8 protein-coding genes and 1 riboswitch are annotated in these 13455 nt (G+C 54.7%); of the genes, 5 read left to right on the top strand and 3 right to left on the bottom strand.

All coding sequences use genetic code 11. The features are described from left to right. Positions 1-195 precede the first annotated feature (195 nt). Positions 196-4653, bottom strand: coding sequence for a DUF6788 family protein (locus KTE_RS04265; RefSeq protein ID WP_201378877.1), 4458 nt, complete (start codon positions 4651-4653; stop codon positions 196-198). A 294-nt stretch (positions 4654-4947) separates the two neighbouring features. Here KTE_RS04265 and KTE_RS04260 point away from each other — a divergent pair, with 294 nt between their 5' ends. The 3 genes from KTE_RS04260 to KTE_RS04250 all read left to right on the top strand — a co-directional run bounded on the left by KTE_RS04260 (position 4948) and on the right by KTE_RS04250 (position 8945). Continuing rightward, entirely contained in the window at positions 4948-7263 is a 2316-nt protein-coding gene (locus KTE_RS04260; protein ID WP_201378875.1) for an ATP-dependent RecD-like DNA helicase, read from the top strand. Positions 7264-7483: 220 nt separating this feature from the next. Next, positions 7484-8365 (top strand): sulfurtransferase, encoded by an 882-nt coding sequence (locus tag KTE_RS04255; RefSeq protein WP_201378873.1) that lies wholly within the window; start codon positions 7484-7486, stop codon positions 8363-8365. 184 nt (positions 8366-8549) lie between these two features. Then, positions 8550-8945 carry an iron-sulfur cluster assembly scaffold protein gene (locus KTE_RS04250; protein WP_201371875.1) on the top strand — a complete coding sequence of 132 codons (396 nt, stop codon included), beginning with the start codon at positions 8550-8552 and terminating at the stop codon, positions 8943-8945. Between the two features lie 112 nt (positions 8946-9057). On the opposite strand, the gene KTE_RS04245 is transcribed toward KTE_RS04250, so the two are convergent. Next, positions 9058-9690 carry a uracil-DNA glycosylase family protein gene (locus KTE_RS04245; protein WP_201378871.1) on the bottom strand — a complete coding sequence of 211 codons (633 nt, stop codon included), beginning with the start codon at positions 9688-9690 and terminating at the stop codon, positions 9058-9060. Beyond that, complete coding sequence (locus KTE_RS04240; RefSeq protein WP_201378869.1) at positions 9671-10297, bottom strand: flavin reductase family protein; 627 nt, start codon at positions 10295-10297, stop codon at positions 9671-9673. The genes KTE_RS04245 and KTE_RS04240 overlap by 20 nt, the downstream gene beginning before the upstream one ends. 441 nt (positions 10298-10738) lie before the next feature. Next, positions 10739-10878: riboswitch (cobalamin riboswitch) on the top strand. 47 nt (positions 10879-10925) lie between these two features. Between KTE_RS04240 and KTE_RS04235 the strand changes: the two genes are divergently transcribed. Then, positions 10926-12029 carry an iron ABC transporter permease gene (locus KTE_RS04235; protein ID WP_201378867.1) on the top strand — a complete coding sequence of 368 codons (1104 nt, stop codon included), beginning with the start codon at positions 10926-10928 and terminating at the stop codon, positions 12027-12029. Then, positions 12023-13405 (top strand): heme ABC transporter ATP-binding protein, encoded by a 1383-nt coding sequence (locus tag KTE_RS04230; protein ID WP_201378865.1) that lies wholly within the window; start codon positions 12023-12025, stop codon positions 13403-13405. The genes KTE_RS04235 and KTE_RS04230 overlap by 7 nt, the downstream gene beginning before the upstream one ends. Positions 13406-13455: the final 50 nt, after the last annotated feature.

Below are 13455 nucleotides of genomic sequence, written 5' to 3'. Positions count from 1 at the left end.
AGGTACGATCTTTGACACTCCCTGAGAACGGAGCCCCATCAACGTTGATGCACGCATCAAGGTTGGTGGCTGGGTCTGGTCATGTTCGGGCCTACAGACACCGGTGAGGATGCCTGCAAGCCCCGGCATGCATGCCGGGGTCCATGACATGGAAGCATTTGCCCAGGGTGGGTAGTCGAAAGGCTGGCTGGGGCGTTATAAGTGCGTATATTCTAGAGACGTTAGTAGTTGCTCGATTGTGAAAAGGTCACGCGTGGCATGGCTGCTGGCAAAGAGGTCTCGGGCCTGGTGAAGAGCGGCCAATGCCTGCTCTGTTGTGCTCTGGGTCAGGCCTGGCTGAGGGGAGCGTTGGAGCAGTGAGAAGCCGTGGCTGGCCAGGGTTCGGGCATAGTCCAGGCGTAGTTGATGCTCCTGACAGAGTTGTAGCGCCTGTGCAAAGTAGTGATCACTCTGGGCATAATTCTGGCGTGTACTCTCGATCTGTCCAAGCAGGCAATAGGCACGCTCAAGAGCGGTCTGGATCTGATTATCCTGGGCCTGTTCTAGTATTGAGTGTGCTAGCCGGGTGGCTGTGCCCCAATCGCCACGCACGAAGTGCAGCTTTGCCAGGAGAAAGTTACCCTCCAGAAGCATTTCACGTTCGATCTCCTCTTGATTCTGGGGGGTGACCGCGCGCTGTAGTGTTTGGGACACCTGGCGTAGCAGGCGTTGTTGTTGTGGCGTAGAGGGTGGTTGTGGCTGCCCTGGGTGAAAGGCGTTGGCCTGATGTAGGCGCAGTTCGCCTAGCTTGAGGAGCGCATAGCGAGCGTTACGTGTACTTTTGATGCCGCGACTGATACGCAGCGCTTGTAGCAGATAGGTACGTGCCCTATCCAGGTCCCCTTTATCGATCTGAATGCCTGCCATTTCAAGCGTAAACCAGCTGAGGTTATCGTCGTTCTTAACTTGCTCGCATGTGGCGATACAGCGGAGCAGCAACTGCTCGGCCTCCAGCAGATCTCCATTCTGATGTGAAAGCTCGCCAAGGTTGCCCAGGCCCAGGGCGACGATGGGCAGCTCTTCAATGCGTTCGGCCAGCTCAACCGCGCGTCGCAAGTACTTACGCGCTTCATTATGCTCACGCCTGAGCATATAGACGGCGCCAATATTGTTGCAGGTGACAGTCTGGTGGGAGACCAGTCCGGCCTGTTCAAAAATCTCAAGCGATTGAAACAGGTGGCACAGGCTTTCCTGAGTATCTCCCATGCATATTTCGACGGTACCCAGCCGCTCATAGGCGTAACCCAGCTCGACTGGATCACCGCTTAGCGCGCGCTCAATGCGGGTCTGTGGTTGCACTATCTGTGGCGCTTCGGAGGCTGTTGAAGGCGAATAGGGATATATACCGGGCAGCCAGTAGCCATCATGCTGCCTCTGCCCCGCCAGTGGAATTGCCGCTGAGAGAATCTCCAGAGCTTCTTGTAGTAAGCGCTGAGCTTCCTCAAAATGTCCGAGTAAGCGTAGCAGGGCCGCGTACTGCGATTGAAGACTTGCCCAGGTTATTCCGCTAATAATGCCTGCTTCTTGCATCACAACGCGTCCTCGAATAAAGGACTCCTGGGCCAGGCGATAATTTCCGGAGGATGACCAGGTATAGCCGATCATGCGCCAGAGGAGGGCGCGAATCTGAGTTTCCTGGTAGGCCTGGTCTGCTTGTGGCATATGGGAGGGATAGGCACGTTGCATAAAACTATAGTCGGTGCGGATCGAGAGCATGCTATGATAGCATGCACGTGCGATCTCATAATTCCCTAAAACCAGATTGCACTCGGCGATACGCTCAAGGACGCGGCACACACGAAGCGGGTCTTCAACCGCTTTCTCCAGAGTGTGCGAGGCGATATGGCCTATCTGGTGCACAATGTCTTCGGTCTCGGCCTCATGAATAGGCATATAGGCAATGGCATAGAGAACCTGGCGATAAAAGTTTTGCGCCTCGGGATAAGCTGCCAGGGCATAGGCGTGATGGCCAGCTAACTCAGCATAATGGCCAATCTGCCTGGTCTCGCCGCCACCACGTATAAGATGGTAGAGAATATCGGCCGCCAACTTCTCCTGGGGGGCCATACTATTGGCGCTCTTAATCGCTTCAACCGCGCGCCGATGAAACTGCGCTCGCCGTGCCGCTGAGAGGCGCTCATAGAGATGATTGATGATAAGCGGATGCCAGAAGTGATAGGTAATATGCGCCCCATTCCCCTCTTCCGTCAACAGTCCCGCCTGCAATGCCTCATCGAGGAGATCTAGAATCATGTCCTCACTGTGCTCGCTTGCCATTGGTAGCAGCAGATTCAGCTCAAAGGAGCCACCAAGCACTGCGGCCCTGTTAAGCAGTGAACGGCAGTTGGTGCTTAGCCTATGGAGGCGGCGTTCAAGGACGGCAGAGATGCCCTCTGGTAGGGCTGAGCTAGCGAGCTCTCCTCTGATGTCCTGTTGCAGCGTAGGCTGCAAGGAGGCTCCTTTGAGGAGGGCGTCTGGTGATCCTGAGAGGGCGTGTTTGCTTATGGGAATAGTTACGAAGCGAGCAAGCTCCTCGGCGAAAAAAGGATTGCCGGCTGCCTGCTGTTGAATCGTATGCACCAGGTCACGAGGCAGGTAGGAGACAAGCGTTCCGATCTGGTCGCTAGAGAGTGGGGCGATCGGGAGATTGACCAGGGCCTGTTCCCGGCAGAGGTCCGCATTCATCGTCCGAATTTTATGCTGGGCGGTGAGCTCTTTGTCGCGACAGGTAGCGATGACGAGGATATGCTGTTGGCGGAAGTGATGAATAAGATATGTGAGCAGGTCCAGGCTACTATCGTCCGCCCAGTGAAGATCATCCAGGACCAGGAGGAGCGGTGCCACCTGGCTTAAGCTCTCAAGGAGGTGTAAGGTGGATTCCCACAGGTGCAGGCGATCCTGTTCAAGTGAAATCGCCGAGGGTGGCGGACTGGGATTGGTGAGAGGCGTAATCTGTGAAAGCTCAGGCAGGAGTGTGCTGAGCTGTTCCAGGTGTAATGAGAGTTTGAGAGGCTCTGAGGTTGCTGGTTCAAGTATATGATAGGGGGAATCTGCATAGATGGGAGCAAGCTCTGGAATGCTTTGCAGGAGTGTGCGGAGCAACTCGATCCAGGGGCGATAGGGAATCGTAATTTCTTGTTCAAAGGAGCGGCTCCAGGCGACGGTCCAGCCCTGAGTGTAGGCTTCCAGGCTTAGCTCCTCTGCCAGGCGGGTCTTCCCAATACCAGCCTCGCCTTGAAGCATGAGGAAATGTGGGACACGCCGTAGTGGTTGAGTCTGTGCGAGAGGAAGGGAGGATGCCTCTACGAAGACTAACTGCGGTTCTGCGCTTGTAATGGCGTGCATAACGTTGCGCAGTATCTCCTGTTCGTGTCCGCGGCCAATTAAGGGACTTCGATTGTGGCGGCTCAGCTGGAAGGATGGGCGCGCAAAATGTAAGGTCGAGGTAGCTGTGAGCGTATGGAGTACATGGGCCATGGTGGCTGGCTCTTGCTGGGGAGCCGCCTCTGGCCTGGGTATGCCTGGTGTAGAGGAAGCAGGTACCGCAGGCATGGGGGGAGGGGTGTTCCCAGCAAGGAGAGGAACTTGCCCCTTGAGAAGGGCCTCATAGAGCTCTGTAGTCTCAGGGAGTGGCTCGCCCTCATATTCATTTTCTAATAATTTAACATGCTGAATATAGGCTTGTAGCGCTTCCCCACGGCGATCCATATGTGTAAGCAAGATCATCAGGCGTTGTAGCGCGATCTCATTGGTCGGTTCGACGGTGCGTAAACGGTCCAGCGCCTCAATGGCATTGATGGGCTTTTCTTCTGCGATATAGAGTTGGGCCAGGCGTAGCAACATACCTACCCAGGTCCGCTGTAAAGCATCCCGCCGCGGCGTGGCCCACTCAGAATAGAGTTCTTCCAGTAAATAGCTCCCTGCATAGAGGTTTGCGGCCTCTTCTAGCCGTTGCAGAGCTATCTCCTGGTCTGTGGCTGCGCTGGCCTCCTTGACGCGCTGCTCAAAGGCCTCGGCATCAACCCAGATGCGCGAGCTATCGGCAAGCTCTAAAATGTCGCGTTCGAGGCGGAGCATACGCGAAGTGGCGGGGCGCTCCAGGTCAGGCTCCAATATCTGGCGTAGCTCATGAACGGCACCATTGAGGCGATTCGCGGCAATCTCAGCCTCCAGGTCAGGCCAGAGATGATATCTGATCTGTTCGCGATGCATTCTACGACCTGGGCTGCTCAGCAGATAGCCTAGCAGGGAGCGTGCGCGTTTACGATGCCAGGTACGGCTCTCTATTGGTTCCCAGGCGTCACCTTGTTTACGCATGATGCGATACTGCCCAAGCAGATATACCCGAAGAACTGGTTCTGCCTGGGATAGATCTAAGGAAGATGGAAGAGCAGGGGTCTCTAGTGGAGCGTCCTTTGCATGTGCGAGCTCTAATGCGATCTCTGGTGGCAGTTTCGCGCCGATATAGCGGCTGACTGTACGCCCTTTTTCACTCCAGTAGGCATACCAGTAGGGGCCGTGACCTGCACCTTCTCGGCATTTCCGGCAGCGTTCTTTTCCACACCGCGTGTACTGTTGACGATATGTCACTTTTCCGCTGGGTTTTCCACTCATAACAAATTGTTCACTTGCGATCTGCCGTAATGGCAAGTAGAGTGATGCAATACAAGGACAGGTGTGTCGCTGTGGGTAAGGGATGCATTAGCTATTATATCCTAAGTCATCCTTTCTCACAACAACGTAGCTAAATATAGCAACAATGCGTATAGGCATAAATGACGCTTTTGTTAGCAGTGTATAAATGTACCTTCTCCTGTGCTAAGATAGGGGTGTAGAAAGAGAAGGATGTTTGTACTGATTGCTTACTCTAGATACCGCAAACCGGCGGGCAATGTGGAATAGGTTTGTATGGCAACGCTTGAAGGGTCTGTAGAAAATATCGTCTTTCGTAACGAAGATAACCACTATATGGTCGCGCGTTTTCGTCTCAACAGCAACAAATTATTTCGGGACGATTTGACAACCATTGTGGGCGTCTTGCCTGGCGTACATGTTGGCGAGTTGTTATCGCTTGAGGGGGAGTGGGAGCACGATCCGCGCTATGGGCGCCAGCTGCGTGTGACGAACTTTACCCAGCGTCTCCCCTCATCGCCTGAGGGTATTCTCCGCTACCTGAGTTCGGGCCTGGTCAAGGGCATCGGGCCAAAGAAGGCGGGCTTGATTGTTGATCACTTTGGCGAGCAGACACTGGCCATCCTTGAGCAGCAGCCAGAGCGTCTCGGCGAGGTGAAGGGTTTGAGCCTGCGTGACCGCAATCAGATTATCCATACCTGGCTGGAGCAGAGCGAGATCAAGGAACTACACCTCTTTTTGCAGTCGCACGAGGTCTCCATCAATCTAGCAACACGTGTGTATAAGCAATATGGCCGCGAAGCGATTCAAGTAATTCGCGCGAATCCTTATCAATTATCTGAGGATGTGTATGGCATCGGGTTCCGCACGGCGGACGAGATCGCCCTGAAACTAGGGCTACCTGCTGATAGTGTCGCGCGCCTCGCCTCGGGCCTGAAATATGTGCTGGCCCAGGCCGCCAATGAGGATGGGCACTGTTTCCTGACCGAGCGTGATTTGCTGTTGCGGGCCTCCGATGAGTTGCGTATTGCGCCAGAAACGCTTGACCATGCTCTACAAGCCTCGCGCGACGACAAGGATCTCTTTCTTGAACCCGCTCACCAGGATCTTCAAGCCGCGAAGCACTCAACAAACCATGAGAGCCTGCTTGAGGAATCATCAGCTTCCCAGGCTCACGTCTATTACGCTCCCTTCTGGTATGCTGAAAATGGCTCTGCGCGCCTGTTGAAGTTTCAGATGCAGGCGCCCAGTCACCTGCCACCGGTCTCCCAGCAACTCTGGGAGAACGTCTTCCAGTTGCTCAAACAGCGGCGCAATATGCTTCTAACGGACACGCAACGCCAGGCGGTACAGCAGGCCTATACACAGAAGGTTTCCATTCTGACTGGTGGCCCTGGTACTGGCAAATCAACCTCTATTCGGGCGCTGCTGATGCTGCTCCGCAATCGAAAAGTTGATGTGGCTCTGGCAGCACCCACGGGCCGGGCTGCCAAGCGCCTGAGCGAGGCGACTGGCACCCAGGGCACAAGTCTTGAGGCCAAGACGCTGCATCGCCTGCTGGAATATACCCCGCATGATAATAGCTATCAGCGCAACGAAGACCATCCCCTGCCACATCAATTTGTGATTGTCGATGAGTTCTCCATGGTCGATATCTTGCTGTTCTACCATCTCCTCAAAGCCTTGCCGCGCAACGCCCATCTCCTGCTTGTTGGTGACGCGGACCAACTACCATCCGTGGGGCCAGGCAACGTGTTGCGCGACCTGCTCAAAAGCGAGGTTATTCCCGTGGTGCGCCTGACGGAACTCTTTCGCCAGGCGCAGCAAAGCAAGATCATTGTAGGCGCTCACCAGATCAACAATGGGCAGATTCCCTCGCTTAAGGTCGAGCCACACAGTGACTTCTTTTTTATGCACGAGGAGGACCCGGCACGTGGTCAGAACCTGCTGATTGACCTGGTAAAGCGCCGTTTGCCTGCGCGCTATAACTTTCACTCCCTGACAGACATCCAGGTGCTCTCTCCCATGTACAAGGGAGCCATGGGCGTCACCTTGCTCAACGAGAAGCTACAGGAGAGCCTGAATCTCAACACGCATGTCCAGGTTGAATGGGGAGATCGCGTCTTTCGTATTGGTGACAAGGTCATGCAGACGCGCAATGACTATGATAAGGGCGTTTTCAATGGCGACGTGGGCTGGATACGCGCCATCGATAAGGAGAACTCCACGGTCAAAGTTGAGTTTGTAGAGGAGGCAGGACCGCTTTTTGTCAGCTATGCCTTTCATGAGTTGGATGAAGTGGTGCTGGCCTACGCGGTGACCGTGCATAAGAGTCAGGGGAGTGAGTATCCCGTGGTGATTTTGCCGCTTTATCGTGAGCATCGTATGCTGCTCCAGCGAAATTTGTTATATACAGCAATTACGCGTGCCAAGCGATTTTGTGTCATCATAGGACAGCCGCAGGCGCTGGAGATGGCAGTCCGTAACGACCGGGTGGCACTACGGAACACCGCTCTGGCCGAACGCCTTGAGCATCTCTTCCGGGGTACACATAACGACTTGTTTAATTCCGAGTTGGATAGTAGAATATAACGAGTGTCCATTTTGTTATCCCTGGTAATGTATGGACGTTATCGGGCATGCTTTGAGACGTTTCATCCTATGGCAACCATTGTATTCTCATGCAGAAACTAACCCCCATTTGGGGGCACGCGCCACTCTCGTGGCTAGCGCTCCGCGCTCAGGGTTTCTGAGAGGAAGCTTGAAGCGTTTGCTATAGATTTTATAGGTATTTTGAGGAAGGGTTTGACATATGTCAGGAACAGAACAGACTAGTGCGGCTGTAAATGCGGCCTCCGGGTACGCGCATCCAGAGGTATTGGTTGAGACAAGTTGGGTTGCTGAGCATCTAGAGGATGACTCAATTCGCATTATCGAGGCTGATGAAGATGTCTTGCTGTACGAGATTGGTCACATTCCAGGGGCGGTGAAGCTTGACTGGCATGTGGATGTGCAGGATAGACTCTCGCGCGATTTTGTTGATCAGCAGGAATTTGAGCGCTTGATGAGCCGCTGGGGCATTACCAATGATACCACGATTGTGCTGTACGGTGACAAGAACAACTGGTATGCCTGCTATTCATTCTGGCTCTTCTCGATGTATGGGCATACGAAGATGAAGATTATGAACGGTGGCCGCACAAAGTGGGAGGCCGAGAAGCGTCCTCAGACCAAAGCGGTGCCGCAGATAACTCCTTCTACCTATCATGCGCAGCCTGCCGATGAGACACTTCGTGCCTATCGCGAAGATGTGCTGGCTGGCCTCAAAAATCCTGGACGTCGCCTGGTGGATGTACGTTCACCACAGGAGTACACGGGCGAACTTATCCACATGGTCAACTATCCCCAGGAGGGAGCGCAGCGTGGTGGACATATCCCTGGTGCGAAGAGCATTCCCTGGGGCACAGCAGCCAACGCCGATGGCACCTTTAAGTCAGCTGAGGAGCTACGCCAGATTTATGGCAGCAAGGATGTCACACCCGATGCCGAGGTCGTGACCTACTGCCGCATCGGTGAGCGCTCCGCCTATACCTGGTTCGTGCTGACCAGGCTGCTGGGCTATCCTCGTGTACGCAACTATGATGGTTCCTGGACCGAGTGGGGAAATCTGGTGCGCTCTCCTATCGAGAAATAGAGCAGTAAGCCGATAACAAGAAGGTATAGGCCATAAATTATTGCAGGGAGTAGCGATAGCCAGCAAAGTGGAGAGGGCCGCGTCTCTCCCCCAGAGGCAGGTATCGCTGCTCTTTGCGTTGCAAGATAGATGCAAGGAGCAGGCAACCCAAAGAGCCTGTTTCAGTCCCAAGGAGGCTTCCTACATGGATCGTCAAGAGGCGATTGAGTTTCTGCTTGATCACTACGAAAATCCGCGCCACAATCATGCTGTAGAGCAACCAGATGTTAGCCTGAGTGGCGGTAATCCTGGTTGTGCCGACGTGATCACTATGCAAGCTCGTTTTGGGCAGGATGGCAAGCTGGAGGATATTGGCTGGGAGGGCGAGGGTTGCACCATCAGTCGGGCCGCAGCCTCGTATGTCACTGAGCTGGTTGAGGGGTTGACCCCTGAAGAGATTGAGGCCCTTAGCTTTGAGGACCTGATGGATCAGCTTGGGCGCGAACTGGTCATGACGCGCCCGACCTGTGCTACTCTGGCGCTAGGAACACTTAAGAAGGGCGTGCATGAGTATCATATGCGCGAGCGGGCGAAAGAGTAGCCTGTTTGCAGCGCACTGCTACAAGCAAGAAGCATAATCAAAAAAGGCACGATTCACTGAGGAGGAGAGGGCGGATGACGAATGTGGATGAGTCGTGCCTTTTGGCGTTAGCTTATAGTTCATACTCTAAGCGCCATTGTGCAAGCAACTGCAATGCCTGTTGGAGGAGTTGCTGGTGCTGGAGATCATTGAGCCAGCGACTCACGCCTGAGGGATGAGGAAGGGGCAAGAAGAGAGTGCCATGATGTTCGCTATAGGTGCCAATGAGATCTTCGAGCTTCGTTTTTCCAAAAAAAGTTTCAATCGCCATGGTTCCCACCAGGAGCACGACGCGTGGCTGAACGAGGCGCAGTTCGGCGTCGAGAAAGGGGCGACAAAGCTCAGTTTCCTGGCGCGAGGGCTTGCGGTCGCCATTGCCACGGGGATTTTTCCCTGGATCACAGTGTGTGAGTGAGCTCAAATACGCATGCTCATAGAGATAGCCCGCGGGGAAGCCTGCTTGCTCTAGCCAGCGTTGGAGAAGAAGACCTGCCGGACCACTCCAGGGTTTATTATTGGCGACTGAGCGGTGTCCAGGAGCCTGTCCAATGACGAAGACCTGGTCGGCTACCCGACCGCTGACGATAGGTTGGGCGCAGGGAATATAGCCTGCCTCCTGGCAGCGTCGACAGGCCTTGATCTGTGTTTGCAGGACCTGGAGTTCCTCTTGCCTGGAATGTAATGTATTAGTTGGATCCATCTTCATGGGCGGTCCCGGTCGTGGTTAGCGTTGGCTTGCGTTGTAGATTTCCAAGATGCCGATATTGCCCTTGATAATAGAGCAGTGGAGATGGATCTGCATGCTGGCTAGAGCCATTCTGCCCATTAGCTATGGCTGCATCATAGTGCTGGTCAAAGCCATCCTCCACGAAGAGTGTGCGCTCGGCCGTTCCCATTGCCGCGACCTGTCCCAGAAAAATGCTGTGATCACCACCAGGATATTCCGCGACGACGCGTGCATCAATGAATGCCAGCGTTTTGTCGAGAATAGGCGCACCTGTTACCGCGGTATGATGCGTCGCGTTACAGAAAAAGTCGAAGCGCTCAGGGCTTGAGGTGGCAAAGCAGTTGGAAAGCTCTTCTTGCTGTTTCGTCAGCATGTTGACAGCAAAGACTTTGCTATCTCGAATCAGGGGGAGTGTTTGACTTTTGAGATCCACACAAATCAGAATCAGGGGTGGCTCAAGCGAGACGGAGCAGAATGCGTTCACGGTTAAGCCGCCCAGAACCTCTTGATGACGCGTCGTGACAACGGTAACGCCAGTGGCAAAGCGACCCATTACCTGTCTAAAAAAAATTTTTTCTAATGCCATTAACTTATCCTCATAAAGCATATATATGTGCTAAGCATGCCTGCTGGCTCTTCATTGAACGCGGGTAGTGGCTCTTCTTCCCTGTCATGAAAGCGATGACGCTGCTCCCTGCTGCCAGGATGGCTACTTCTGACTAGTTGTAGTATCCTGCCTGCCCTGATTCTTGTCAACTGTACCTAAGTTCAGGCTCCCACGTTACTTCCGGGCATGAGACCTCATGCATTGACACAGGTAAAAATGATTGCCTATACTTAATTATTCGTATCAAACCTGGTACTTTCGTAGTTCTCGTCGATATGATCTTATTCCGAAACCCATCCCCATTCGGGGACAAGCCTTCACTGGCGTGTCTAGCGCTTCGTGCTCAGGGTTTTCGGATCAGAAGTATGTGTTGTTGTGCTGTGAAAGGGCGTGTGCCTATGGAAGCAGGCGGCAATGCGCAGGGAAGATGGTGTGAAACCGTCGCAGTCGCGCTACTGTAACTGGTGAGTTGCTCTCCCCTCTTCGTAAGAGGTTATGCCACTGTCTTGCAGATGGGAAGGCAGGTAGAGCCGCGCTATAAGCCAGGAGCCAGGATACCTGTATTCGACCAGGACAGAGAGGTTCCTTCGCGTGTAAAAAGGATCTCATGAAAACGCTTTTTCCTGTCTCTCCTAAAGAGAGCCTGCCTATGCCGCCTCCTGTAGGGCATCGAAGGTCATCGGCATTCGTCTATGGCCTGCTTATCGTCCTTTTGCTAGCTGCAATGTTGCTAGCGGTCAGCCTTGGCTCGACACCTATTCCCCTCGTTACAATTGCACAGGTGATCGTGAATGGAACGGGTCTATTTCATTTTCAGCCCACCTGGGATCCCAGCGTCGAAATTATTATCTGGCAGTTGCGTATGCCCGTGGTGGTGGGAGCGGCCCTGGTGGGAGCCGCGCTCGCGGTCGCAGGCGTCCTTTTTCAGGGGCTCTTGCGTAATCCCCTGGCGGACCCCTTTCTTATCGGTACCTCGTCAGGCGCGGCCCTGGGGGCGACCATCTCCTTTGTCTTGCCGGTCGCGGCGCTCTATGATACCTTCTTTCCCCTCACGGCTATCCTGGCGTTTATAGGGGCGCTTGCGACGGTGCTATTTGTCTATAGTATCGCACGCGTGGGCGGTCGGACTCCTGTAGTGACGTTGCTGTTGGCGGGTGTCGTCGTTAATTCGGTGATGGTGGCGTTGCAGACCTTGCTTTTGACGCTCTTCCCACGCAATGACTTCTCCTTGCAATCGCTGTTTAACTGGCTCTCCGGTGGGATCGCGGTCACTGGCTGGTGGCAAGTTCTGCTGGTGGGGTTGCTGGTCCTCATCGGGTTACTTGTGGCCTCACGCCTGACGAGTGTGCTGGATGTTTTTGCGCTTGGGGAGGAGAGCGCGGCCTTCCTGGGTTTGCATGTCGAGGGCTACAAATTTCTCCTGGTTATGCTGGCCTCACTGATTACCGCTGCCGCGGTCTCTATTAGTGGCCTGATTGGCTTTGTGGGGCTGGTTACTCCGCATGTCATGCGCTTATTACTTGGTCCACGGCATCGCGTTTTGCTGCCCGCCTCAGCGCTGGGGGGCGCGATCTTTCTTGTAATCGCGGATTTGCTGGCGCGGACTCTGATTGCCCCGACCGTGCTCCCTGTGGGCGTCTTTACCGCCCTGGTTGGTGCTCCGTTTTTCCTGTTTCTGTTGCGTAGGCGAAGGAGGGAGTATCAATGGTAGCGTTCGAGAATGGACATCAGCAGCCGCTCCTTGAGGCACGCCATGTCTCCTTTGGCTATAGCGAGCAGGCGTTGTTATATGATGTCTCCCTTGCGGCTTCTTCGGGAGAGATGATTGCTCTTTTAGGTCCTAACGGCGCCGGCAAAACTACTTTATTGCGCTTACTCAGTGGCGTCCTGCGTCCACAGCGTGGAGATGTTCTCCTCCAGGGGCGAGCTGTGCATGCCTGGGGACGGCGAGAGGTTGCGCGCCGCGTGGCAGTGGTACCCCAGGACTTGCAGATGCCCTTTGCCTTTACCGTTGAGCATATGGTAAGCATGGGACGCACCCCCTTTCAATCCACGTTCTTTGCCTCCTCCACCAAAGAGGATGATGCAATCGTGCAGGAGGCAATGGAGACCGCTGGCGTGGGAGATCTGGCCCAGCGCGTCTTTAATGAGCTTAGCGGAGGCGAGCGACAACGGGTGATGATCGCCATGGCCCTGGCTCAGCAGCCATCTGTCTTATTGCTCGATGAGCCAACGGCTCACCTGGATATCAGGTACCAGATCGAGACCTTAGAGCTGGTGCAGCGGTTGCACCAGCAGCGTGGAGTGACAGTGATTGCAGCCATCCATGACCTGAACCTGGCGGCGCGTTATTTCCCACGCTTGCTGCTCTTTCAGCGTGGAATCGTCGCCGATGGCTCTCCAGCGGAGGTGCTGGCACCTGCCCTGCTCAAGAAGGTCTATGGTGTTGCCGTGCAGGTTGGAATTATGCGTGGCTCCGTCCACCTGAGCGTTCTGCCGCCGGGCGAGGAACCCAGAAATCCGCAGAAGGAGGTCAACTCCCGGATCCATGTCATCGCCGGAGGTGGATCAGGTGAGGTGCTGATGCGTGCCCTCGCTGACGAAGACTACGCCTTCAGCGCGGGCGCATTAAATGTTGGCGATAGTGATCATACCCTTGCGCTGCGCCTGGCTGACGAAGTCGTGACCGAGCAACCTTACGCACCGATATCTGAAGCGTCGCTTCAACGGGTCCGTCGCGCCTTGCAGCGCGTCGCGTTGCTGATCCTCTGTCCCGTGCCGATTGGTCCAGGAAACCTGGCTTTAGTGCAAGAGGCTGTGGCGGCAGCCCAGAGCGGTATTCCGGTGCTGTTGCTAGAAGCGCCAGAGTCTCAGGAGAGCGTTTGCGTGTCTCCTACTCCTGGAGATGAACACTCACTATCATGGGCGGCGCGTGACTATACAGGGGGCCAGGGAGCTATGCTGCTTGAAGAACTCAAGCGCCTGGGTGCGGTTACACTTCCTACCGTACAGGATGTGTTGGAGTGGTTACGCCAGCACCTGGCCGGTGAGGCGTTTACAGACGCGGCCGACTCGGCTGCGCTGTAGGGAGAACCTTATTCTGTGGTCGTAGAACAGATTGCTAGAGGGTGTCTCTA

This window comes from Ktedonobacter sp. SOSP1-85, assembly GCF_016587415.1.
Lineage (GTDB): Bacteria > Chloroflexota > Ktedonobacteria > Ktedonobacterales > Ktedonobacteraceae > Ktedonobacter.
Note: the sequence above shows the minus strand (reverse complement) of the source record. Positions and strands in the feature narration are given on the sequence as shown.